At 56.6% G+C, this 25244-nt stretch carries 18 protein-coding genes; 8 read left to right on the top strand and 10 right to left on the bottom strand.

The genetic code is table 11. The annotated features are described in order from the left end of the window. Positions 1–217 precede the first annotated feature (217 nt). The 4 genes from rsmJ to M2407_RS21090 all read right to left on the bottom strand — a co-directional run bounded on the left by rsmJ (position 218) and on the right by M2407_RS21090 (position 5131). On the bottom strand, positions 218–976 hold the full coding sequence (rsmJ, locus tag M2407_RS21105) for a 16S rRNA (guanine(1516)-N(2))-methyltransferase RsmJ (RefSeq protein WP_128865301.1): 759 nt from the start codon (positions 974–976) through the stop codon (positions 218–220). Between the two features lie 8 nt (positions 977–984). Next, positions 985–3021 (bottom strand): oligopeptidase A, encoded by a 2037-nt coding sequence (gene prlC / locus M2407_RS21100; RefSeq protein WP_259219588.1) that lies wholly within the window; start codon positions 3019–3021, stop codon positions 985–987. A gap of 120 nt (positions 3022–3141) precedes the next feature. After that, positions 3142–3603 carry an HIT family protein gene (locus M2407_RS21095; RefSeq protein ID WP_046374935.1) on the bottom strand — a complete coding sequence of 154 codons (462 nt, stop codon included), beginning with the start codon at positions 3601–3603 and terminating at the stop codon, positions 3142–3144. Positions 3604–3688: 85 nt separating this feature from the next. Then, positions 3689–5131 (bottom strand): amidase, encoded by a 1443-nt coding sequence (locus M2407_RS21090; RefSeq protein WP_259219584.1) that lies wholly within the window; start codon positions 5129–5131, stop codon positions 3689–3691. Between the two features lie 109 nt (positions 5132–5240). Here M2407_RS21090 and M2407_RS21085 point away from each other — a divergent pair, with 109 nt between their 5' ends. Further along, entirely contained in the window at positions 5241–6158 is a 918-nt protein-coding gene (locus M2407_RS21085) for a LysR family transcriptional regulator (protein ID WP_259219780.1), read from the top strand. On the opposite strand, the gene M2407_RS21080 is transcribed toward M2407_RS21085, so the two are convergent. Beyond that, the gene (locus M2407_RS21080; RefSeq protein WP_259219582.1) at positions 6150–6557 is read right to left on the bottom strand and encodes an ASCH domain-containing protein; all 408 of its coding nucleotides are present in this window, start codon (positions 6555–6557) and stop codon (positions 6150–6152) included. The genes M2407_RS21085 and M2407_RS21080 overlap by 9 nt on opposite strands. A 135-nt stretch (positions 6558–6692) precedes the next feature. Between M2407_RS21080 and M2407_RS21075 the strand changes: the two genes are divergently transcribed. The 4 genes from M2407_RS21075 to M2407_RS21060 all read left to right on the top strand — a co-directional run bounded on the left by M2407_RS21075 (position 6693) and on the right by M2407_RS21060 (position 11452). Beyond that, complete coding sequence (locus tag M2407_RS21075) at positions 6693–7535, top strand: 23S rRNA (adenine(2030)-N(6))-methyltransferase RlmJ (RefSeq protein ID WP_020837454.1); 843 nt, start codon at positions 6693–6695, stop codon at positions 7533–7535. Positions 7536–7664: 129 nt separating this feature from the next. Continuing rightward, entirely contained in the window at positions 7665–9017 is a 1353-nt protein-coding gene (gene gorA / locus M2407_RS21070) for a glutathione-disulfide reductase (RefSeq protein ID WP_046374911.1), read from the top strand. A gap of 159 nt (positions 9018–9176) precedes the next feature. Further along, the gene (locus M2407_RS21065; RefSeq protein WP_020837458.1) at positions 9177–9671 is read left to right on the top strand and encodes a molybdopterin-dependent oxidoreductase; all 495 of its coding nucleotides are present in this window, start codon (positions 9177–9179) and stop codon (positions 9669–9671) included. Further along, the gene (locus M2407_RS21060; RefSeq protein ID WP_201895911.1) at positions 9668–11452 is read left to right on the top strand and encodes an ATP-binding protein; all 1785 of its coding nucleotides are present in this window, start codon (positions 9668–9670) and stop codon (positions 11450–11452) included. Before M2407_RS21065 ends, M2407_RS21060 begins: the two co-directional genes overlap by 4 nt. On the opposite strand, the gene M2407_RS21055 is transcribed toward M2407_RS21060, so the two are convergent. From M2407_RS21055 to M2407_RS21045, 3 genes are all read right to left on the bottom strand, one after another. Next, the gene (locus M2407_RS21055; protein WP_044554851.1) at positions 11442–12293 is read right to left on the bottom strand and encodes a helix-turn-helix domain-containing protein; all 852 of its coding nucleotides are present in this window, start codon (positions 12291–12293) and stop codon (positions 11442–11444) included. The two genes, M2407_RS21060 and M2407_RS21055, sit on opposite strands and share 11 nt — an antisense overlap. 466 nt (positions 12294–12759) lie before the next feature. Further along, on the bottom strand, positions 12760–15861 hold the full coding sequence (locus tag M2407_RS21050; RefSeq protein WP_259219566.1) for an autotransporter outer membrane beta-barrel domain-containing protein: 3102 nt from the start codon (positions 15859–15861) through the stop codon (positions 12760–12762). 69 nt (positions 15862–15930) lie between these two features. After that, positions 15931–18945: an autotransporter outer membrane beta-barrel domain-containing protein gene (locus tag M2407_RS21045; protein ID WP_409049659.1), complete on the bottom strand. Its 3015-nt coding sequence runs from the start codon at positions 18943–18945 to the stop codon at positions 15931–15933. Positions 18946–19546: 601 nt separating this feature from the next. On the opposite strand from M2407_RS21045, the gene M2407_RS21040 reads away from it, so the two are divergent. Further along, positions 19547–19789 carry a hypothetical protein gene (locus M2407_RS21040; RefSeq protein ID WP_259219558.1) on the top strand — a complete coding sequence of 81 codons (243 nt, stop codon included), beginning with the start codon at positions 19547–19549 and terminating at the stop codon, positions 19787–19789. Between the two features lie 53 nt (positions 19790–19842). Here the strand turns inward: M2407_RS21040 and spy are convergent, their stop codons facing one another. After that, entirely contained in the window at positions 19843–20340 is a 498-nt protein-coding gene (gene spy, locus M2407_RS21035; RefSeq protein WP_020837467.1) for an ATP-independent periplasmic protein-refolding chaperone Spy, read from the bottom strand. Between the two features lie 611 nt (positions 20341–20951). On the opposite strand from spy, the gene pdeR reads away from it, so the two are divergent. Beyond that, entirely contained in the window at positions 20952–22946 is a 1995-nt protein-coding gene (pdeR, locus tag M2407_RS21030; protein WP_046374906.1) for a cyclic di-GMP phosphodiesterase, read from the top strand. Positions 22947–22962: 16 nt separating this feature from the next. On the opposite strand, the gene M2407_RS21025 is transcribed toward pdeR, so the two are convergent. Next, a complete protein-coding gene (locus M2407_RS21025; RefSeq protein WP_020837470.1) occupies positions 22963–23829 on the bottom strand; it encodes a crotonase/enoyl-CoA hydratase family protein in 867 nt (288 codons plus the stop codon). Positions 23830–24168: 339 nt separating this feature from the next. Between M2407_RS21025 and yhjD the strand changes: the two genes are divergently transcribed. Beyond that, positions 24169–25188, top strand: coding sequence for an inner membrane protein YhjD (yhjD, locus tag M2407_RS21020; RefSeq protein WP_201895909.1), 1020 nt, complete (start codon positions 24169–24171; stop codon positions 25186–25188). Positions 25189–25244 lie beyond the last annotated feature (56 nt).

The following is a 25244-nucleotide window of genomic DNA, read 5'->3' as shown; positions in this document are numbered from 1 at the left end:
TCAATGAATACCTCCCTATTTCGCCCTCTATGCCCTAAATAATTGGCGTTGTATCAAGGTGGCAAGTTTGTAAGTCCCCAGGAGCTTACTCAAGTAAGTGACTGGGGCGCACAACAAATCTGTCGGGAACAGATTTGAACAACGTTTGCGTTGGCCCCGTTAAGGGGCGAGGCCCATGGACGGGCCGAGTAGTAATGCAGCCAACACAAATACAGCCTCAAGTATGAAGGGGATAGGGCATATAAATATCGAAACGGTGACTCTTGGTGGTCGAGGCCGCATGCGCGGGCACGTTAGCCAATGGTGGAGCGTAATCCGGCCGTTTAACCACCACGCGCTTGGTCGCCAGACGGCGTGCCGGCTCCAGCAGACCATCGGCATCGTCGTCGCTGCCCACCAGCGACTGGAACACCCGCATCTCTTTCTTCACCAGCGCGCTTTTCTGCTTGTGCGGGTACATAGGATCCAGGTACACCACCTCGGGTGGTGAGTCGAGCTCGGCTAACGCCGTCAGACTGGAGGCATGCAGCAGAGTCATGCGCTCGCGCAGCCATGGGCCGATTTCCGCATCCTGATAGCCGCGTTGCAGTCCATCGTCCAGCAAGGCAGCCACCACCGGATTACGCTCCAGCATCCTCACCCGGCAGCCCAGCGAGGCCAGCACAAAGGCATCGCGCCCCAGCCCTGCCGTAGCGTCTACCACGTTTGGCCGATAGCTGCCCTTGATGCCGACCGCTTTCGCCACCGCTTCGCCACGCCCGCCGCCAAAGCGGCGTCGGTGCGCCATAGTGCCGGAAATGAAATCGACGTAGATCGCCCCCAGCTTGGGTTCGTCACGCTTACGCAACTCCAGACGTTGCGGCGTCAGCACCAGCGCCATCGTCGCGTCGTCGTCCGAAACCAACTGCCAGCGTTCCGCCAGAATAGACAAGGCGCCGGGATCGGCGCCTTCTTCACACAATAAACACACGCTCACCGGTGGGGTTATCCTTTAATGCCGTAATGGCGCAGCATAGCATCCAGCTGCGGCTCACGGCCACGGAAGCGTTTGAACAGTTCCATCGGCTCTTCGGAACCGCCACGCGACAGGATGTTGTCGAGGAAGGATTTACCGGTTTCGGCGTTGAAAATCCCCTCTTCTTCAAAGCGCGAATAGGCATCTGCCGACAACACTTCTGCCCACAGGTAGCTGTAGTAACCCGCCGCGTAACCGCCGGCAAAGATGTGGCTGAAAGCGTGCGGGAAACGGCCCCAGCTTGGAGAAGGCACAACCGCCACCATTTTTTTCACTTCTGCCAACGTCGGCAGGATCTGCGCACCTTTCTCAGGGCTGTATTCGGCGTGCATGCGGAAGTCGAACAGGCCAAACTCCAACTGACGCAGGATGAACAGCGCAGCCTGGTAGTTTTTGGCGGCCAGCAACTTGTCCAGCATCTCCTTCGGCAGCGGCTCACCGCTTTGATAATGGCCGGAGATAAACGCCAGCGCTTCCGGCTCCCAGCACCAGTTTTCCATAAACTGGCTCGGCAGTTCGACCGCATCCCATGGCACACCGCTAATACCGGAAACACCGGCGGTGTCGATTTGGGTCAGCATATGGTGCAGACCGTGGCCGAACTCGTGGAACAGCGTGGTCACTTCGTTATGGGTGAACAGCGCCGGCTTGTCGCCCAGCGGACGGTTGAAGTTACAGGTCAGATAGGCAACCGGTTTTTGCAGCTCGCCGTTGGCCTTGCGCAGGCTACCGACACAGTCATCCATCCAGGCCCCGCCGCGCTTGTTTTCGCGGGCATACAGGTCGAGGTAGAAGCTGCCGCGCAGCTCACCGTTAGCGTCGAACAGATCAAAGAAGCGCACTTCTGGATGCCAGGTATCCACATCCTTACGCTCTTTGGCAGTGATGCCATAAATGCGTTTCACCACTTCGAACAGGCCTTGTACCACACGTTGTTCCGGGAAGTAGGGGCGCAGCTGCTCGTCGCTGATCGAGAACAGGTGCTGTTTTTGTTTTTCGCCGTAATAGGTGATGTCCCAGGCTTCCAGCTCATCCACACCGTAATGCTGTTTGGCAAAGGCACGCAGCTGCGCCAGTTCCTGCTCGGCCTGCGGACGGGCGCGTTTGGCCAAATCACTCAGGAAACCCAGTACCTGCTCCGGGTTTTCCGCCATTTTGGTCGCCAGCGACTTGTCGGCGTAGCTGTCAAAGCCCAGCAACTGGGCCAATTCGTGACGCAACGCCAGCGTTTCCGCCATCACTTCACTGTTGTCCCATTTGCCGGCATTTGGCCCCTGATCGGAGGCGCGGGTAGCGAAAGCACGATACATTTCTTCACGCAGCGCGCGATTATCGCCATAGGTCAGCACCGGCAGATAGCTTGGCATATCCAGCGTCAGCAACCAGCCTTCCTGCTCTTTGGCCTGCGCCATCGCCTGAGCCAGCGCGCTTTCCGGCAGGCCGCTCAGTTCGGCTTGATCGGTGATCAACTTGCTCCAGCCCATGGTGGCGTCGAGCACGTTGTTGCTGTAAGTGGAACCCAGTTCGGAAAGGCGAGCGACAATCTCGCCATAGCGACGCTGTTTTTCCGGCGACAGGCCAATGCCCGACAGTTCGAAATCACGCAGCGCGTTTTCTACCGACTTGCGCTGCGGCACTGTCAGTTGATTGAAGGCTTCGCCTTCTTTCAGGCTACGGTAAGCCTGGTATAGCCCTTCGTGTTGCCCTACCCAGGTGCCGTACTCAGACAGCAACGGCAGCGCCTGCTCATAGGCGGCACGCAGGTCCGGGCTGTTTTTCACCGAGTTCAGATGGCCGACCGGCGACCAGATGCGCGACAGGCGATCGTCAGACTCCGCCAGCGGCTGACACAGGTTATCCCAGGTAAATGGCCCCGGTTGCGCGACAACGCGCTCTACCGCAGCGCGACAGTCGTCCAAGGCGGATTGCACCGCAGGCACGATATCTTCTGGGCGAATGGCGGAAAACGGCGGCAGGGAAAACGGAGTCAGCAACGGATTTGTCATAGGGCAGTCCTGATTAGCGTTGGGGCCCGCCACGACGGGCAGGCCTTAAAATGCGTATGAATATCTAACATGGTGCCAAGCGGCAGGAAAATCAATGGCCCGGCATTGATAGATAGTGCCTTAAACCGCACTCTGACGGATCTTCGCGGCCAGCACGGCCAGATGCTCGTCGTCAGCGCGCGCCGCGTCGTGGGACGAAAGGTAACCCTCATAGCGGTCGAAGAATTTCGCCGAGGTCGATTCGATAGGCTGCCACTGTTCCAGCGCAGCGGTACCGTGCATCGGGATCAGCTTGGCATGCACATGGTCGACGCCAAAACCTTCGAACACCATGCCGCAGCGGCCCACGTCGTCAAACGCCCGGTCGAGCAACTGCGCTACCCGCTTGGTCGCCAACATCAGCTCGCTGAGTACCTCGTCCGGCAACGCAAAGGCATAGCTCTCATAGTGCGCCTTGGGGATCACTACGCTGAAACCCTCGGTATTCGGATAAATGGAAAGGAACGCCATATGACTCTCGTCTTCCCAAATTTTATGGCACGGCACTCTGCCCGCCACCATTTCGCAAAAGATGCAGCTCATCGTCTCCTCCTGAATGGGATGGCGAGCCAAGAGCCCGCCGTAAAAAGCCTTTCAGCAACATAGCGGATATTTTGCCTTTTGACTGCTATTCCCCTGCATTTCCCGCCCAAACGGCCGGACGCCGTTGATGCCACGGCGCTGCCCGTTCCAGCTGCCCTGCCAACCGCAGCAATTGATCTTCGCGGCCAAAACCGGCAACAAATTGCATGCCTATCGGCAGATTATGCTGCGCATCATGCGCCAGCGGCACCGACATCGCCGGCACGCCTGCCACATTAAACACCGGCGTGAACGGTGAATGATCAAATAAATGCGCGGTCCACTCCAGGCCACTCATATCCGCCGTTCCGGTACCGTAGCGACCAATGCGCCAGGGCAAGTCAGGCATGGTCGGGGTCAACAACAGATCGTACTGCTGGAAATAGGTGCCCACGGCACGAGTCACCCGGTTACGCACCTCAAGCGCCGCAACCATATCCACCGCCCTGGCGGCCAACCCGTAGTGGTAACAGGCCAGCGTTTCCGGCTCCAGCATGTCGGTTGAAATCGCGCGTCCGGTGGTTTGGCTCAACCCCTCAACCCAACCGACCAGATTGGCGCACCAGATCTGCGCATTGGCGAATACCAGTTCCTGCCAGCTGACGCCGATCGGCATCTCCGCCTCAGTGACCTGATGGCCCAGCTCGCTCAGCAGCACTGCGGTGTCGTTGGTGGCCTGAACGATGTGTGGTGCAGTTTTCCCGCCATTCCACGCCTGAGTCATCATGCCAATACGCAACCGACCAGGCTCGCGGGTGACCTGTGACTGCCAGCTTTCTGGCTGCGGTGCCGTGTAATAAGGTTCGCCGGGATGGGGATGTTGTAGCGCATCCAGTAAAGCGGCACTGTCGCGTACCGTGCGACTCAGCCCCAATTGAACGCCAAAGCCGTTGAACACTTCATCCATCGCCGGGCCATGTGATACCCGGCCGCGCGTCGGTTTAAGGCCGAACAACCCATTGGACGAAGCAGGCACGCGAATAGAGCCTGCAGCATCAGTGGCATGCGCCATAGGCACGACCCCGGCAGCAACCGCCGCGCCAGCACCGCCGCTGGAACCTCCCGCGCTGAAATCAAGGTTCCAGGGATTGCGCGTAGCACCGTAAAGCACCGCTTCGGTGGTGGTGCTGAACGCCATCTCCGGCGTGGTGGTTCGGCCAAAGGTCACCAGCCCCGCGCGATGGATATTGCGCATCAGATAACTGTCTTCCGCGGCAATCTGCCCCTGCGCCAACCGGCTTCCCAATTCAAGACGCTTGCCGGCCATGCTGATGGCGATATCCTTGATCAGAAAGGGAACGCCTGACAGCGGGCCGCGCCTCTCCCACAGAGGTTGTGGCCAATGCTCCACCACCGCGTTGATCGCCGGGTTTACCGCCTCAACCGCAGCCCTCGCCGTTTGCTGCAGCTCTTGTGCACTGACTTCACCCGCCTGTACCAATGCTGCCAACCCCAGCGCGTCGTAGCTAACGTACTCGCTCAGTTTCATCGTCTCTTCCTTCATCCGTTATGGTTTCGCCGGCTTTTCCGACGTCCGTTCCAGGGTAGGAGGATTGGCGCTATAGTTGAAATTGATAGATTTAATACGAGGAATAGTTATCAACAATTTAAAGCGGGTCGATCTCAACTTGCTGGTCACGCTGGAAGCGCTGCTCAGCGAACGCAACGTGACGCGGGCGGCGGCACGCCTCAATCTGAGTCAGCCGTCGGTCAGCATTCAACTGGCCAAACTGCGCGAGATTTACCATGATCCCCTGCTGCTGCCCGGCCCGCGAGGGATGTTGCCCACGGCGCGCGCGCTAAGCCTGTTGACGCCTCTGCGCCAGACGCTGGCCGACCTCGGCCGCCTGCTGGCGCCGGAACACCCCTTTGATCCGCTGCTGGCTGAAATGATCTGGCAACTGGCCGCCGCCGACGCCGCCGAATATGCCATCCTGTTGCCGATGCTGCCCAAACTGCGGCAGGCAGCACCCCAATCCCGCCTGGCGATCCGCGAAGCATCGCCGAAACACATGAGTCGCGATCTGGCGGACGGCGTGATCGACCTCGGTTTTTTGTCCCGGGAAGAAGCCCCCGCCGAGCTGCGCCACCGGCAGTTGTTTCGCGAGGAGTACCTGCTGGTAAGCCGCCGTGACCATCCGTTGTTGCAAAGCCCCCCTTCGCTGGAGCAGTTTTGTCAGTTGGAGTTCGTGATGGTTTCGCAAGACGGCGGCGGTTTTCGCACCCTGATTGACACGCTGTTGGAAGAGCAGGGATTAGCGCGGCGTGTAGTGATGTCGCTACCGCACTTCTTGTTCATCCCCGCACTGCTGGCGAGATCCGATATGGTCGCGATGCTGCCTTCACGCATGCTGGGCGAACTGCTTGGCGACCTGCGCACCTGGCCGGCCCCCTTGGCAATACCCGGCTATGACATGGTAATGGTGTGGCATGAACGCTCGCACCTGGATCCGGCCCATGGCTGGTTGCGTGAGCAGGTGGTCAACGCCCTGGAGGCCCCGTCGATATCACTGTAAAACTTCAACCAGCTCAAACTGTTGAAACACCAGCCACATCTGGGGCGAGAACGTGCCTTCACGCGTAAAAAAATCCTGGTGCCCCTGCCGCCAGAACGCCAGGCTCTTATCCCCCTCACCTTCCTGTGCCGCCATCTCGGCCGTAACGTCGCAATAGCGAGTCAGCTTCAATGACAGGATCCTGATGACGCAGGCCGGTTCGCCGCGACCGTCAAGCACGACGTTGTAATCCCCGAGCATCGGCTCTTGCTCTTGCCGATATGCAAGATAAGAACAGCAGGTGGCGGTTTTTTGCCCCTCGAGCACCCGTTGCAACAGCTCGTCCGCCAGCATGGGGCTGTCGCCGAACGCCCAGCGAGACGCGCCAGGGTATTTAGCCAAAATGGCCGCTTTAGTCATCGCCTTTCTCCTTGATTGAAGGGCTGAGGTCACGCATTTCACTTTTTCCCGCCCAGACAGTTTATACTGTGCAGAATATAAGCCTTTATTCTGTTCAGCAGGCTCCGTCGGGAGCACAAGGAATTACCACAAGCCATGTTAAGTTACCGCCACAGTTTCCACGCCGGCAACCACGCCGACGTGCTTAAGCACACCGTTCAAAGCCTGATCATCGAATCGCTGAAAGAAAAAGAGAAGCCGTTCCTGTACCTGGATACCCACTCCGGCGCAGGTCGCTATCAGCTGAGCGGTGAACACGCCGAGCGCACCGGGGAATACCTGGAAGGCATCGGTCTGCTGTGGCAACGTGATGACCTGCCGCAAGAGCTGGCAGCCTACATGAGCGTAGTGCACAACTTTAACCGCACCGAAAGGCTGCGTTACTACCCTGGCTCGCCACTGATTGCCCGTCAGCTGCTGCGTCCGCAGGATAAAATTCACCTGACCGAACTGCACCCGAGCGACTTCCCGTTGCTGCGCAGTGAGTTCCAGAAGGACGAGCGTGCCAAGGTGCAACGCGCCGATGGCTACCAGCAGTTGAAATCCCAACTGCCGCCGCTGTCGCGCCGCGGGCTGATCCTGATGGACCCGCCGTACGAAATGAAAACCGATTACCAGGACGTGGTAAAAGGCCTGCAGGAAGGCTACAAGCGCTTTGCCACCGGCACCTACGCGCTGTGGTACCCGGTGGTGATGCGCCAGCAAATCAAGCGCATGCTGAAAGACCTGGAAGCCACCGGCATCCGCAATATTCTGCAGATCGAACTGGCGGTAAGACCCGACAGCGACCAGCGCGGCATGACCGCCTCAGGCATGATTGTGATTAACCCGCCGTGGAAGCTGGAACAGCAGATGAAAAATGTGCTGCCATGGCTGCACAAAACCCTGGTGCCGTCAGGCAATGGCCACCATTTGGTGAACTGGGTAGTGCCGGAATAAGCTTCCGGGGCGCGGCCTGCCGCGCCTTTACCCCACCTATCACAGCCATTGACGCAATCTTTGCGACAAACCTGCATCAGGCGTTAAACTCTTACGCTCTTCGATTCACACAATTCATGGAAATCCCAGATGACCAAACATTACGATTATCTAGCAATTGGCGGCGGCAGCGGCGGCATCGCATCGATCAACCGGGCAGCCATGTACGGCCAGAAATGCGCACTGATTGAAGCCAAAGAACTGGGCGGCACCTGCGTAAACGTGGGTTGTGTACCGAAAAAAGTTATGTGGCATGCGGCGCAAATCGCCGAGGCCATCCACCTGTACGGCCCGGATTACGGTTTCGATACCACCGTCAACGCGTTTGACTGGAAGAAGCTGGTCGCCAACCGCACCGCTTATATCGACCGCATTCATAATTCCTACGACAACGTGCTGGGTAAAAACAAAGTCGACGTGATCAAAGGCTTCGCGCGCTTTGTCGACGCCCACACGGTGGAAGTGAACGGTGAAAAAATCACTGCCGACCATATCCTGATCGCCACCGGCGGCCGTCCAAGCCACCCTGACATTCCGGGTGCAGAATACGGCATCGACTCTGACGGTTTCTTCGATCTGGACGCCATGCCAAAACGCGTTGCGGTGGTGGGTGCTGGTTATATCGCTGTAGAAATCGCCGGCGTGCTGAACGCGCTGGGGGCTGAAACTCACCTGTTCGTGCGTAAACACGCGCCACTGCGGACTTTCGACCCGATGGTTGTCGAGACCCTGGTGGAAGTGATGAACACCGAAGGGCCAAGCCTGCACACGGAATCCGTGCCAAAAGCCATCGTCAAAAACGCCGACGGCAGCCTGACGTTGCAGTTGGAAAACGGCAAGGAATTCACCGTCGACAGTCTGGTGTGGGCGATTGGCCGCGAACCGGCGACCGATAACCTGAACCTGGCCGTTACCGGGGTGAAAACCAACGAAAAAGGCTATATCGACGTCGATAAATACCAAAACACCAACGTAAAAGGGATTTACGCCGTGGGCGACAACACCGGCGCCGTCGAACTGACTCCGGTTGCCGTAGCCGCAGGCCGTCGCCTGTCCGAACGCCTGTTCAACAACAAGCCGGAAGAGCACCTGGATTACAGCAACATCGCCACCGTGGTGTTCAGCCACCCGCCGATCGGCACCATTGGCCTGACCGAACCGGAAGCGATTGAGAAATTCGGTGCGGACAACGTGAAAGTGTACAAATCTTCCTTCACCGCCATGTACAGCGCCGTGACGCAGCACCGTCAACCGTGCCGCATGAAGCTGGTCTGCGTGGGTAAAGAAGAGAAAATCGTCGGCCTGCACGGCATCGGTTTCGGCATGGACGAGATCCTGCAGGGCTTTGCCGTAGCCATTAAAATGGGCGCGACCAAGAAAGACTTCGACAACACCGTGGCGATCCACCCGACCGCCGCAGAAGAGTTTGTGACCATGCGCTAAGCTTGGGCACCCGCTAAAACTCAGGCCAGGTTAACCCCCTGGCCTTTTCTTTTGGTCCTCTTTACCCTTTACTTCGACACAAACCTTCATTTTCTGCCATTATTTTGCCTGATATATGGGCAAGGCTCATGCAAGCATCCGCGACTCTGGAGAACATTGATGCTGTTCAATCTGTTTAAAAACACGCTGTGGGCATTTTTTGCGCTGGCCATCCTTCAAACCAGCGCGCTAAGTTTCACCCTGGAAGTCGCGGGAAACATCGAAAACACCACCGATCCGGTAAAGAAAAGCTATCTGTTTACCGATAAACAACTGTTGGCAATGCCGGTGCGCAGCATCACCACCTCTACCTCCTGGACGCCGCAAAGAAAGTTCGAAGGGATTGGCGTGGCGGACATTTTGGCGCGCGTCGGCGCCAAAGGCAGCACGCTGACATTTTATGCGCTGAACGATTATTACATCGACGTGCCGCTGTCAGATGTCGAAAAATACAACATGATTTTGGCTTACAAAATGGACGGCGTCATGCTGAAGATCAGAAACTTCGGCCCGCTGTTTTTGGTTTACCCGAGGGATGCCGCCGGGCCTGAGTTAAATTCTCCGCTCTACAACTCGCGCTTCATCTGGCAAGTGGACAGGATCGTAATCAAATGAAGCTCACAGGGTTTAAAAGCGGCAGCAGGCTGGCGATCCCGGCTATCTTTGCCGCACTGTTTCTGGTTGCCTCTACGGTGACGCTGTATTACTACAGCGCGACCCTGTCGAAAAAAGGGTTGTATGCTATCGCCGGCACGCAGGAAAATTACTCCTGGTCGATCGCCAAATTCTCGATCAAGCTGGCGGAATTCGACACGCTGGTCGAACAGTTGAAAAACGCACCGCAGGTGGATAGCGAAGATCTTCGGCTCAAATTTGAAATCCTTTATTCGCGTTTTTACGTGCTGGAAACGGTCTCCGAATCCACCCAGCCGCTGTATGCCGAACCGGGTTATCCCGAAGTCGTCACGCACATGCGCGAGAAAATGGATCAGATTGATAATTTGCTGAACAGCCCGAAAATTGATTTCTCTCTGATTTCGCAGGCGATGAAGCAAATCAAGCCCTATGCGATTGAGATGGCTAACCTGACCGATCATGCCGAAGTGAAGCAGCGCACCGCGGCCTACGAAGACTATATCGAGAAACGACACATCATTTTCTATGGTCTGGTGATCGTGATGTTTTCAGTGATCGCGCTGATCGCCATCACGCTGATTGTGCTGCGTCAGCAGCGCCTGACCATCCGCCAGCAGGCCAAGGCGATTGAGGCGGAAAAAGCCACCCGCACCAAAAATGCCTTTCTGGGCGCCATCGGTCACGAGCTACGCACCTCGCTACAGAGCATCATGTCCGCCATTGATGTGCTGGTGAATACCCAGGTGTCGGCCGAGCACGCGGACACTTTCCAAAGGCTGGAAACCGCCGCACAGCAAATTGAAAGTCAGATGAAAGACCTGACCGATTACGCCCATCTCGACAGCGGTATGATGGAACTGCGTATCGCTCCCTTCGATGCCCAGCGGCTGGTTGAAGAAACGGCGAATGAAATCAAAACGCTGCGCCAGAAAGATCAGGTCACTTTGCTGTGTGAAGTGGAATGCGGCCATCTGCAGATACATTCCGATCCGCTGCGTATTCGGCAAATTATCGTCAATCTGCTGACCAATGCGTTCAAATACACCGAAAGCGGCACCATCACGCTGCATAGTTGCTTGCGCAGCCAGGCTACCGGCAGTTCGCTGATTATTGAGGTCACCGATACCGGGATTGGTATCGAAAAGGGAATGCTGGATCAGATATTCCGGCCCTTCACCCAGCTTGATCAATCACATACCCGCCAGTATGGCGGCGTCGGCATGGGGTTGGCGATTGTGCACGGGCTGGTGACGCTGCTCAACGGCACCATTACCGTCTACAGCGAGATCAAAAAAGGCAGCACCTTTATCGTCAGCATTCCGGTAGAAGTCAGTAACGAGGAAAAGTTGGGTGAAACACCGCTCCACCAGCAAAGTTTGCCGCAGAAACAGCAGCATATTTTGGTCGTCGATGACAATAAATCGGTGAGTGACGCCTTCTCGGCGCTGCTGGACAAGCTCGGCTATCAGCATGAGCTGTGCAACTCGTCTGAAAGAGCGCTGCAAAAACTGCTGCGGCGTCCTTACGACGCGTTGCTGCTGGATCTGCAAATGCCGGGAATCGATGGGGCCGCACTGGCTAAAAAACTGCGTGACCAACGTGGCCCCAACCGCCATATCCCGATTATCGGCATCAGCGCCTACACCCCTGAGCAACTGTCTGTCGAACAGCGGGCGCTGTTCGACAACTATTTAATGAAACCGGTTCGGCTGGACGCCTTGTCTTCCGCACTGGCTTCACTGCTCGCTACTAAAGGTTGAAGCACCGCAACAGTGCGGCTTCGATAACGTGAAGCCGCACGGGTTTTTCATAAGGGCCCAGCACATCATAGTCACGCATCGCCCTGGCGATTTCAGACTCCCGCTGGTCGGTACCCAGCTGACCGGTCAGCACTAAAACCGGCGCGTCTGGGTTATCCGACGCGCGGATGGTTTCAATACAGCGATCTGCCGTTTCCTGACCGATCAACCAGTCGACCACGTAACCATCGAACAGGCTTTGCTGCAGTGCCTGACAAAAGCTGCTGACGTCGTAAAATGCCACGGCATGGAAACCGCGCCCGTTTAGGTATTTGGTCAACTCATCGGCCGCCAGATGCGAATCATCGAGCACCGCAATGCTCAAACGCTCGTCTTCGACGGCGGCGGGGCGAACCTCTATCAGTTCCACACAATAGCGTTGCCCTTGCGGTGCATCATCCGCGCGATAAATGCCCCATTGCCCAGCCTGCTGCAGTGCGACATATTCCGCAGTCCGCCCGCCAATCAGCTCATGGCCGATATAACCGACGCAGGCTAATTCCACCCCGCCCACGTAAAAGATGGCATCACGTGCAATAGTTTGCGCGGAGACGTCATGTTCAGCACCGGTATCTACGATCGCAGCCGGCGTTTCCCCTAATGCCGCCGCGACGTCGTTAATCTGCTCCAGAGTCCAGGGACTTTGCCCTTTCAGCTTGCGATGCGCATGCGAAAAACTCAGATCCAGAATACGGCTGAGCTCCTTGGCATGCTGCCGCTTACCAATCCCATAATGTACAAACAGTTCCCTGACCCGGTTTGCAATCGACTGTGAATCGAATTTCTGATGATTGTTATCCATTTTTTCCTTCGATTTTTTTTGCTGTTTTTTCAGTCGTTTTCATACTTGCCGTGCAAAAAAGCGATCTAAAACTGGTATATGGTACAATGTATTATCTAAACATTGCTTGACATACCACATTATATAGTCAAACATGGTATCAGAAGAGACACACAGCAACACCACAATAAAAATATAACAATAGTGAAATCGCATCACCAATAATCACAATAACACCAGGGAAAGCTCATTTCGGTTGCTGTACTGAGAGAATGTATGCAACAGACCCTCACCGAAACTTGAGCCGTAGCGCTAATCTGTTTTACCCGCATTTGAACCGAGATCCGCAAGGGTCTCGGTTTTTTCTTGCCTTATTTTTATCTTAACCCTGCCACTCCACACCGCCGCCTGCGGGGAAACCATGCAAAAAAATAGGGCCAGCAAGCTGGCCCTGTGGGTTTAAATCCCGAAAGTGAAATGTGTTGGATCAGAACTTCCAGGTAAAACCGGCGTTGACGCTGTTGTCCTGGTAGTTTTGCGACAGCAGCCCGCCATAGCCCAGCGACAGCGTGGCGTTCTTGTTCACCGCCACTTCCGCACTGGCTTTCAGCACCGCACCGTCACGCGATGCCGACACGCTGTTCACCACGAACGGTGAGCTGCCGCCGTTGAACTTCAGCCCGGTACCGCGATCCAGATCGCCGTACTGATGCTGCCAACCCAGCTCGCTGCGCAGCGCCACCGCGGTGGTTTTGCTCGCTTGCCACTCGGTGTCCGCACGCAGCCCCAGCGTCGAGACCGTCGCGTCGGTGTGTTGCTTGTCACCGTGCAGCGCCGCCGCCCCACCGTCTTCCGCGATGCCGTTGTTCTGGAAGTTGATGTACGCCAGGTTGGCGAACGGCTCCAGATTCACCCAGGCCGCTTTTATGCTGTATCCCGCTTCGGCGAACACCTGCTCGGTGCGCGCACTGTACTTTGCGGTTTCGCGATCTGACTGCATGCCGTAGTTCACCGAGCGTGAGGTATCGAAACGGTGCCAGGTGTAACCCCCACCGGCACGCAGCGCCAGTTCACCGAACTGTTTGCCGCCGTACACCGCCAGGTGGTAGTTGTCGCTATCAGCATTCGAGCCATAACCGCCGTCCAGCGAAGTGCGGGTATAACCGGTCGCGACCCCTAACCGCCATTCGTCCGCCAGCGCCGAGTCCAGCCCCACCAGCACGCCGTAGGTGGATGCCTGATAGCCCGTGGCATTGGCATCGCCCGACGCGTGGTCCCAGGCCCCCAACAGCTGCGCCCAGGCGCCACCGTCGTCGTCAGCCTTGATGTCCGGCGAGGTCGCCAGCCCTTCCGCCTGACGCAAACGGCCGTTCAGCGCGTCGCGCAGGTAGCGGCTGTCGTTGACCTGTGCCGAAGCGATATCCGCGTGGATCTGCCCCGACAGTTGGCGGAACGCCTGCCGCGCTTCCCCCGCCGAACCGGCGTTGAGGATGCTTTCAAACACCGGATTACCCGCCGCCAGCGCATCTGCTGCTGCCGCCACCGCCCGCTCGTTCTGCGTTGCCGCCACGCTGGCGAAGCTGGTGTCATTACGGCCGACGTTAAGCGTTACCTGATTTGGCTGATAGGTCAGCCCGGTGCCCAGGAACAGGTAGTTCGGCGCCACGGAATCAAACTGCCCACGGATACCCTGCTGGGCGGTCAGAATGTTGTACTGCTGACCCAGCAGGCTGCGAACCTCGTTTTGCGACAGCAGGTTGCTGCTGTTTTCCAGCGATACGGTCACTTCACCGCCGCCGATCGTCGCCGATCCGTTACTTTGGATCCGATCGCTTTGGCCGTTCGCCGCCACTTCCACCGCGTAACGGGAGCCTGGTTCGAAGCGGACGTCACGAGTCACGTTCAGCGTGCCGATCGAATTGCCCGGTGCCACGGTACCACCGCTGCGGGCAGTTAACGACCCTAGCGTACCGGTGCCGCCCAGCACGCCGGCGTTTTGTACCGTCACGTCCGAAGTCACCGAGCCATTCACCGCCAGCAGGCCGGTATTGACCCACGTCGGGCCGGAGTAGGTGTTGTTACCGGTCAGTACCAACGCCCCCTGGCCCTCTTTGGTCAGGCCGCCATGGCCGTTGATATCATTGGAATACACTTCAAGCGAGCAGTGGTAGTCATCGCAGACTCTGGCATGCAACGTACCCTCATCGATGATCGTCCCCATGCCAGGAATGTTGGCGACAAATTGCGACGAGCCATAAGCCACGCCCGTCGGGTCCGGAATACGAAACTCCTCGGGGATATCATCGACGGTATAGAACATGCCCGGACCGTTAATCGCCTTGCCCAGATTGATCATCCCCCAGCCATACAAGGCATCGATGCCCGGAGCCCCCATATCGGTCGCGGTCGTTTTAAGCACATCGGCAATTTGCGCCGACGTCATGTACGGGAAACGCTGCAGCAATACGGCGACTGCGCCAGTCACGTGCGGCGTCGCCATTGAGGTACCGTTTTTATTGCCATAGTCGGAGACCAACTGGTTCGGATCTGAACCGTTGGCTACGGTGCTGTAGATTTTACTCCCCGGCGAGGAGACGCAGAAGCTGGCGGTATAGCCGCAACGCGAAGAGAAGCTGCTGATGGTGTAAGGCACGCTGTTGGTGGAGGCGTCATCCTGCGCGACGCTGGCAACCGACAGCCAGTTAGGCGCAATATCCGGCACAAAATAGGCCAGGCCGCTGATCACATCCGGTTGGTTGTAGTTACCGTCGTTACCGGCGGCGAACAGCACCAGAATATTTTTACGTGCCGCATCGATAGCCCCCTGATAACCCGCCCCCGCCAGGCTGCCCAGCAAGGGTTTCACCTGATCAAACTGTTCCTGCGCGTCCTTCAGCTCGAAATGCAGCGCATCGGGTTTCTTGCCATTATCCGAAAGAAAATCCGGAATGCTGACGCCCCAACTGTTGTTGATCACCCGCACGCCGTTGTTGATCATCGCCTGCCAGCCCGCGTTGGTCACGCTGCCATCCAGCCCGAGGAACTCACCGTAGGCCGGGCCGTCATTGTCGTTATCGACGCTGATGATTTGCGAATCAAAGGCGACGCCGTGCATGCCGGTCCCGTCACGGTTGGCACCGCTGATACCGGCAACGTGGACGCCGTGGTTACTTAACTGCCCCTGTGAACCACTGTAAAAATGGAAAGTACCGTCAAAGTAAAAACGATCGCCGGCCTTAATCCCCTCACGATGCGGATCGGTATAGGCGCGATAGCCTTCGGTGACAACGTTAGTCAGCTTGCCATCACCGGCAAATTCCGGATGCTGGTTCACCGGGGTATCGAAGATCCCCACCTTTTGCCCTTTGCCGGTATAACCTGCCGCGTAAGCCTCGTCGGCATGGATAGCCCCCAACCCCCAGTTAGCATTGAATTCATTGCTGCGCCAACTGGCCGGATCGCCGCTCTTCCCCCCTTCGGTATAGGTCGCGGCCTGTGCACCACCGGCGGCCAACAACGCGCATAACAGGGCGTTCAGTTTCCATGTCGGCGCCAATGCCGGTTTGTTGTTTCCTGCAGATTGCTTCATTCCCTTATCCCTTGTTGTTTTTGGTAAAAACCGCCCCAGCGGGACGGTTGTTCCGTTTGTTTTTTAAGATCAGAAATGCCAGGTAAAACCGGCGTTAACGCTGTTGTCCTGGTAGTTTTGCGACAGCAACCCGCCGTAGCCCAGCGACAGCGTGGCGTTCTTGTTCACGGCCACTTCCGCACTGGCTTTCAGCACCGCACCGTCACGCGATGCCGACACGCTGTTCACCACGAACGGTGAGCTGCCGCCGTTGAACTTCAGCCCGGTACCGCGATCCAGATCGCCGTACTGATGCTGCCAACCCAGCTCGCTGCGCAGCGCCACCGCGGTGGTTTTGCTCGCCTGCCACTCGGTGTCCGCACGCAGCCCCAGCGTCGAGACCGTCGCGTCGGTGTGTTGCTTGTCACCGTGCAGCGCCGCCGCCCCACCGTCTTCCGCGATGCCGTTGTTCTGGAAGTTGATGTACGCCAGGTTGGCGAACGGCTCCAGATTCACCCAGGCCGCTTTTATGCTGTATCCCGCTTCGGCGAACACCTGCTCGGTGCGCGCACTGTACTTTGCGGTTTCGCGATCTGACTGCATGCCGTAGTTCACCGAGCGTGAGGTATCGAAACGGTGCCAGGTGTAACCCCCGCCGGCACGCAGCGCCAGTTCACCGAACTGTTTGCCGCCGTACACCGCCAGGTGGTAGTTGTCGCTGTCGGCATTCGAGCCATAACCGCCGTCCAGCGAAGTGCGGGTATAACCGGTCGCGACCCCTAACCGCCATTCGTCCGCCAGCGCCGAGTCCAGCCCCACCAGCACGCCGTAGGTGGATGCCTGATAGCCCGTGGCGTTGGCATCGCCCGACGCGTGGTCCCAGGCCCCCAACAGCTGCGCCCAGGCGCCACCGTCGTCGTCAGCCTTGATGTCCGGCGAGGTCGCCAACCCTTCCGCCTGACGCAGGCGGCCGTTCAGCGCGTCGCGCAGGTAGCGGCTGTCGTTGACCTGTGCCGAAGCGATATCCGCGTGGATCTGCCCCGACAGCTGGCGGAACGCCTGCCGCGCTTCCCCCGTCGAACCGGCGTTGAGGATGCTTTCAAACACCGGATTGCCCGCCGCCAGCGCATCTGCTGCTGCCGCCACCGCCCGCTCGTTCTGCGTTGCTGCCACGCTGGCGAAGCTGGTGTCATTACGGCCGACGTTGAGCGTTACCTGATTTGGCTGATAGGTCAGTCCGGCCCCCAGGAAGGGAGAGAAGGTAGATGTGGAGGTAAACTGCCCACTGATACCCTGCTGGGCGGTGAGAATGTTGAACTGCCGGCCGATCAGACTGCCTGCGTTGCCCTGCGAAAGCAGATTGACGTTTTTTTCTTGCAACACCGCCACCTCACCGCCGCCGATCGTCGCCGATCCGTTACTTTGGATCCGATCGCTCTGGCCGTTCGCCGCCACTTCCACCGCGTAACGGGAGCCTGGTTCGAAGCTGACGTCACGAGTCACGTTCAGCGTGCCGATCGAATTGCCCGGCGCCACGGTACCGCCGCTACGGGCAGTTAACGAACCCAGCGTACCGGAACCGCCCAGCACGCCGGCGCTTTGCACCGTCACGTCCGAAGTCACCGAACCATTTACCGCCAGCAGGCCTTGATTGACCAGGGTTGGGCCTGCGTAGCTGTTATTGCCGGTCAGCACCAGTGTGCCGATGCCCAATTTGGTCAGGCCGCCATGGCCGGAAATATCGTTGCTCCAGACATCCAACCCGCAATGAATATCGTCACACACACGCTCGGTAGGTTTGCCTTTGTCCAGTACTGCACCGATGCCTGGCAGATTCACCACAAATTGCTCCGGGCCGTAGGCACCGCTCACGCGGAACTCCTCCGGGATATCCTGTTCGGTGACAAACATCCCCGGGCCGTGGATCGCTTTGCCCAGATCAATCATCCCCCAGCCGTAAAGCGCATCGATTCCCGGCGCGCCCATATCAACCGCGGTGGTCTTCAGCACCGAAGCCACCTGTGCGCCGGTCATATAGGGAAAGCGTTCCATCAGCACTGCAATGCTGCCTGCCACGTGTGGTGCGGCCATTGAAGTTCCGCTGTATTTGGCATAGCCGGTGGTCAGGTTATCTACGCTGTTGCCTTCGATAATCGAGCTGTACACCTTGCTGCCCGGAGCGGAAACACAGAAGCTGGCGGTATAGCCACAGCGGGAGGAGAAGCTGCTGATGCTGTAATCACCGGTGTTATTCGGATCCTGCAGGCTGGCGACCGACAGCCAATTCGGCGCGATCTCCGGCACGAAATAGGCCAAACCGGCCATCGCGTCCGGGTTATTCAGGTTGTAATCGTTACCGGCGGCAAAGATGGTGACAATGCCGCTGCGCGCCGCATCGATCGCCCCCTGATAAGCACCACCGGCTTTAGTACCGAGGATCTGTTTGATTTGGTCGAACTGTTTCTGCGCGTCGGCCAGGGTGAAATGCGGATAGGCTGGATCCTTACCACCCTGATCAAATTTCTCGGTAATGCCGATACCCCAGCTGTTGTTGATGATGCGCGCACCGCTGGCGATCAACGCATTCCAACCTGCCTGATATACCGCGCCATCGTTGCCGAGAATGATGCCGTCTTCCGGCCCCGGATCCCCGTTCTCCGCACTGATGATTTGCGCGTTAAATGCCACACCGTGCATCTCGCCGCCGTCGCGGTTACCGGCGGCGATGCCGCCTACGTGGGTCCCGTGCGAGCCGAGAGTGCCGTCGGAATCCACGCTTGGCGTGCCGTCATAGCGAAATGCATCGCCTTTCTTCACCGGGATATAGGGATCGGTATATTCGCGGATCCCCGTCGTGACCAGGTTGATCACTTTGTCCTGACTGCCGAACTCCGGGTGTTTGGCATATACCGGCTGATCGAAAATACCGAGCTTAACGCCTTTTCCGGTATAACCGGCGGCGTAGGCCTGATCGGCGTGGATGGCCCCCAGCCCCCATTCGGCATTAAATTCCTTACTGCGCCAACTGGCGGGATCGCCCTGCTTTCCGCTCTCTACATAGGGCGCAGCCTGCGCCCCACCGATGGTTGCCAGGCAAAAAAGCATCGCGCTCCACTGGGCGCGGCTAACGCCAATTTCAGGCCAGCCGAAGGCCGCCTGAACAGGCTTGACTCCTCTACGTTTATTTTCCATCCCAGATACCGTCCATTGTTGTTTGCAAATGTTTTATTGGTTTTTTTGTGTAACAGTTTCGTAACACCAAATAAATAAAGCACAACAATCTCAAGCGCGCCTTATGGGTCAATAAGGCAAACGCTTAACGGGGGAACGTCATTGTTAGAAAAAAGGAAGGAAAGACATAAGGATTTTGAATGACCGAAAACGGGCGAGAAGAATGAGCCCCTCCTGGCGAGATGAAAAGCTAATTAAATGATAAATAGAAATAAATCAAATAACAAAAGCCGACAAACTCGCCTCCGTCGACCATTAAAAAAAAGCATAAAATGCGTTTATTATTTCTTTTAATTATAAGAATTATCAATATTCACTCAGTGAAATATGCTGGTTTACACGGAGCAGACCATTGAAAATTGGATTATCATGCTAACGGTTTTTTGCTGTTCATCGCATCTTCTTCACCTTGCGGAATAATGACTTTCGCCAGTAATGAATGCCTGCACAGGCAAAGTGCGCTTCATGATCCCGGGTGGCGGTGGACCCACATTGGACGCGCCGTGGCAGCCGTTTCGGGATCCACAGGCGCTGGCCGTTTTTATCGATGCGCCGGGATCCACGTGCTGCCCACACAGCAAAAGATGTGTTGGTAAAAACCGCTTATCATATTAACGATCCGCATTTTGCCCAGACCGTGATCAAACAATTCCGCTCGGTTACTGGCGTGCCGAATGAGTTTCTTCCACGGGCCTTATCAACGGAAAAGGTTCTTTAATCCAAAAAAAGGGCCAGAGAATTAATCTGGCCCTTTTTACTTACCGCATGAAATTATTTCTGTTCAGTCGTCATTTTCGACTTCATGTTATTCATGTGGTCCATCATTTTCTGTTCGCGTTTCTGATAATTCTCATTGTATTGTTTTTTCTGCTCTGGGGTCAGCAGGTTGTACATTTTATTTTCAGCTTTGGCGCGCTCCAGCATATGCTCGGACTGAGTTTTGCTGATGGCGTCAATTTGGGCTTTCGCTTTGGCTTCATCGAAGCTGTCGGAGGCGACCAGGCTATGCAAGGCCTGACGCTCCTCTTTCATGCCCGCACCGCGTTTCTGATGCGACTCTTTCATGATATCGCGCATTTGTTGGCGCTGCTGTTCAGTCAGGTTCAGACCGGCGAATGGCCCGCCTTTACCCTCGCCCTTGTGGTGCATCATTTTCATCGGAGTGGCATCTGTCGTCGCAGGTGCCGCTGTCGTATCTGCAGCGAAAGCCATGGAAGCAGAACCCAGAGCCAGAGTAGAAGCGACAAATAAAGCGGTCAGTTTACGCATGATCATTTCCTTAAAATTATTCTTCATCAGGAGCGCTGTACGTGAACAGGCTCATCTTTCGTCGGAGATAATAATAGGCCGATAAACATATAGTAATGCGATGGTGTGTAAATTTATTAAAGCCCGAAACAGGTTTATTCGACAATAATGAATGAATTATGGAGATGTTGTTTATTATCTGGAAATTTTGGTTTCCCCTGGCCTGACGATCACCTGATTTTGCTTTCCCCCCGATGGGGTTATTCCTGTCAAAGCCCGTCTTTATTATAATTTAGGCTTATCCATTGCAACCGTCCTGCAACAAGATGACGACGGAATCGAAAGCAGCAATCGTACGAATCTCTCGAAAGCGCAGGTTCTCACTTACACTTAAGATTGTATCCACCCCCAGTGAGATCGTCAGGATCCGCTGCGCAACGCAGCCTTCTGCAGCGGCGGCAACGCGACGTTTACACTGCAAAACTAATTATTGGTTATATAATAGTTTCATCCTCTGCCCGTGAAAAACGTGTTATATGATGGAGATACGTGCACTACGGCCACTACCGAGCCAGAATTTGCTGCTGTGCCCATCGCACAGGCTGGCTGTCGTGCCATTTTGAGGAATCATCATGTTCGCAGACCAAGGCCCTATGCTTCTTAATGCCCACTTCGGCACCAACAGCCCATATTGGCGGTTGGCGTTTGACAGCAATGCCCTGGCGCTGTCGGCAGTGAAAGGCAAAACCCATATGGCCGTGGCGCTCAGCGCCATGCAGGCAGCCAAAATCCGCCGTCTGACCGGCATTACCGCCAGCCTTGATATCACCATCACGCTGGGGGGTGAGCCGATACATCTGCATCTGGTCGGGCGCAGGATCAATAATCAGGAATGGGCGGGTACCGCCTCGGCCTTCAGCGACACCCAATCGGTCGCCCGCGATCTGGTACACGGCCTGTCTTTTGCCGAACAGGTGGTGTCAGAAGCCAATTCGGTGATTGTGATTGTTGACCAACATGGTCGTATTCAGCGCTTTAACCGACTGAGCGAAGAGTACACCGGCCTGCACGAACATGATGTTATTGGTAAAAACGTCTTTCAGCTGTTTATGAGCCCGGAAGAAGCGGCGGCATCGCGGCGAAACATCGCCGGTTTTTTTCGCAACGGATCATCCTATGAGGTGGAACGTTGGATCAAAACGGTGAAGGGGGAACGGCTGTTCTTGTTTCGCAACAAGTTCGTCCACAGCGGCAGCGGTAAAAATGAGGTGTTCCTGATTTGCTCCGGCACCGACATCACCGAAGAGCGTCGCGCTCAGGAACGACTGCGGGTATTGGCCAATACCGACATTATTACCGGCCTGCCCAATCGCAATGCCATTCAGGACAAAATCACCCAGGCAATCGCCGCACGCGACGGCAATCATGTCGGTCTGGTGTATCTCGATCTCGACAACTTTAAGAAAGTTAATGACGCTTACGGCCATATGTTCGGCGACCGTTTATTGGTGGAGGTGTCGTTGGCGGTGCTTGGCTGCCTCGCGCCAGACCAAACGCTGGCTCGCCTGGGGGGCGATGAGTTTCTGGTGCTTGCCCAGCAGGCCGATCGCGAGATGCTGCAACGGCTGGCCCAGCGCATTATCGACCGCTTGAAGACCCCCTTTCGTATCGGCCTTATCGAGGTCTATACCGGCTGTTCGATTGGCATTGCGCTATGCCCCGAACATGGTAACGATCTCGACAGCCTGATCCGCAGTGCTGATACCGCCATGTACGTCGCCAAAGAGCACGGCAAACGCACCTATACCGTGTTCTCGCCGGAAATGAACAAACGCGTCGCGGAATACATGTGGCTGGATACCAACCTGCGAAAGGGGTTGGAACAAGATCAACTGGTGGTGTACTACCAGCCCAAAATCGAGGCGCTCAGCGGCAAGGTGTGCAGCGTAGAAGCTTTGGTGCGTTGGGATTCACCCGAGCGCGGCCTGATCCCACCGTTGCAGTTTATCTCTTATGCCGAAGAATCCGGTCTGATAGGCCCACTCGGGCGCTGGGTGCTGCAAACCGCCGCCAGACAGGCCGCACAGTGGCAGCGACAGGGCTTGAATCTGCGGGTGGCAGTGAATCTTTCCGCACGGCAGTTGGTTGATGATTCCATCGTTGAAGATCTCGCTCAGGTATTGCAGTGCAATCACCTGGCCCCCTGCCTGCTCGACTTCGAACTCACGGAAAGCAGCCTGATTGAGGATGAAAAACGTGCCCGCGAAGTGATCACGCGGTTACGCGATCTGGGAGCGCAGGTGCATCTCGATGATTTTGGCACCGGCTACTCTTCTTTGGCCCAGTTGGCCCGCATTCCGCTGGATGCCATCAAGCTGGATAAAAGCTTCGTGCGCGGGGTGAATTGCAATCCGGTTTCGCAGTCGCTGGTGCGCGCCATCGTCGCGGCGGCCGAAGCGCTCAGGTTCCGGGTGATTGCCGAAGGTGTAGAGACCGAAAGCGAAAATCAGTTTCTGGATGAAGTCGGTGTGGATGAGAAACAAGGATTTCTGTTTGCGCGGCCAATGCTCCCGGACCAGTTGGAACATTGGCTGCAATCTTATTGCCCGCATCCCTCCTCAGCCTGATGCGGGCCAGGTAATGTTAGCCTGCACGACGCAGGTTTAGCGTGTGGCGGTCTTGTAGCATAACCAGACGCTCGATATAGGCACGATCTTTCTCCTCGATGGTGAAGGCCGAATGCACCCAATCCTCGGTAATATCCATCAGCTCCGAACGCGTGAGCTGCAGCACCCGCTGACGGGCGCGTAGCATGGCGCGCATCCCGTTCAATTTGGGCCGGATGGTATCGATGAAGGTGCGGGTCGCCACATAAGCATCGCCGGGCTGGAACAACTGATCGACCAGGCCACGGCTTTCAAACCATTCAGCGGTGTGCGACTCGCCCCCCCAGATCAGCTCTTCCGCCAGGCGCATACCTGCCTTGCGTGCCACCAGCGAATATCCCCCCATGCCGGGGAACAGGTTGAACGCAATTTCCGGAAAACCCATCCGCGCGTTGTTCTGTGCCAGCACGAAATGGTGTGCCAACGCCGCTTCGAAGCCGCCCCCCAGGGCGCTGCCCTCCACCATCGCAATGCTGACCGCACCGGTATCAAACCCGCGCGCCGCCGCATGCACGCAGTCAATGCAGGCACGTGCGTAAGCCATCATCGCCTCGCGCTTGCGGTTTTTAATGGCCTCGGCAAAGAACTGCAGATCGCCACCGACGTTGAACATATTGGGCACCAGCGATCCGGTGACCCAAAAATCAAACTGCAATGAAGACTCTTTTGCTGCCTGCGCCAGCGTCATGATGTCTTCGATTAACGCCTGATTGAAGCAAGGGCGCGGTTCAGCACGCAGCAGCATCCACATGATGTGCCGTTCCTCCTCATAGTAGGCGGATATCTGGGTCAAATTGCCCGCTTCGGTAAACGGGCGACAGGTGGGGTGATTAAGTAATTTCATATGACCTTCCATTTTCTCTCGTGTTAACAGTTGAAACCGTTCCAGCCCCTACGGCTGCAGTTGCGCGGCGACTGGTAAACCGCCGCGCCACATCATGAGTAAACGCTTTCTTGGTGATGAAACAGATAAAAATTGAAGGTCGGAGAATGAAAAAAACCGCGCTGGAACGCGGCTGACATAAGAATTTTACCCATCGGCAGGCTGCAACATTTCACCGGGGGAGTGAACGCGCTAAGCTCACAAATTAGCCGGTTACCGGCCCCGGCGGCCAAAACGGCAAGCCTTTTGGCTATAATCACATTGAGACAGCCTATTTATCGTTAAGGATATCGTGACGTAATGCCTACAGGATCAGATAAAGACCCCCGTCAGCCCAACAGTGAAGCGCCGCAAAAACCGCTGATCGACATCAAGACCGGCCACCAGACCCTTGACCGGCGCATTTCCGGATTTTCACGCCTGGTCGAACGCATCAAGGCCTGGCCAAGCATCGCTCACCTGCTGCGCGCCACCGAGCGCTTTAACGATCGCCTGGGCAGCCAATTCGGCGCCGCCATCACCTATTTCTCGTTTCTTTCGCTGATCCCGATTCTGATGGTGTCGTTTGCCGCCGTCGGTTTTGTGTTGGCATCCAATCCGGACCTGCTCACCGGGCTGATCAATAAAATCGTCGGCAGCATCAGCGATCCGACCCTGGCCGGCACGCTGAAAAACACCGTCAATACCGCCATTCAGCAACGTACCACCGTGGGGCTGACCGGCCTGGCGCTGGCGCTGTATTCGGGGGTCAGTTGGATGGGCAACCTGCGAGAGGCGATCCGTGCACAGTCGCGTGACGTCTGGGAGCGCAATCCGCAGGATCAGGAAAAAATCTATTTCAAATACACCCGCGATTTTATCTCGCTCACCGGTCTGGTGGTGGCGCTGATTATCACCCTGACGTTGACCTCCATTGCCGGTTCGGCGCAGGCGGCGATCGTGCAGGCGCTGGGTCTGGAAGGCATAGAATGGCTGCGACCGGCCATGACGCTGATTGCGCTGTCGATCTCCATCTTTGCCAACTACCTGCTGTTTTTGTGGATCTTCTGGATGCTGCCACGGCATAAGCCGAAGAAAAAGGCGTTGCTGCGGGGCACGCTGCTTGCCGCTATCGGTTTCGAAGTGATTAAGTTTGTGATGACCATGACGCTGCCACAGGTGGCTAAATCCCCTTCCGGGGCAGCCTTTGGTTCGGTGATTGGGCTGATGGCGTTTTTCTATTTCTTCGCCCGTCTGACGCTGTTTTGCGCCGCCTGGATCGCCACCGCGCAATATAAAGAGGATAAAACCCTGCCAACCTCAGAACAATCCGCGCCGTAAATCAACGCAATCATACCGGCCACTTTCCTGTGGCCGGTTTTTTATTTTGCATTTAA

The sequence above is a fragment of the Serratia sp. BIGb0234 genome (assembly GCF_024809915.1).
Taxonomy (GTDB): Bacteria; Pseudomonadota; Gammaproteobacteria; order Enterobacterales; family Enterobacteriaceae; genus Serratia; species Serratia liquefaciens.
This window is presented reverse-complemented; position numbering and strand designations above follow the sequence as displayed.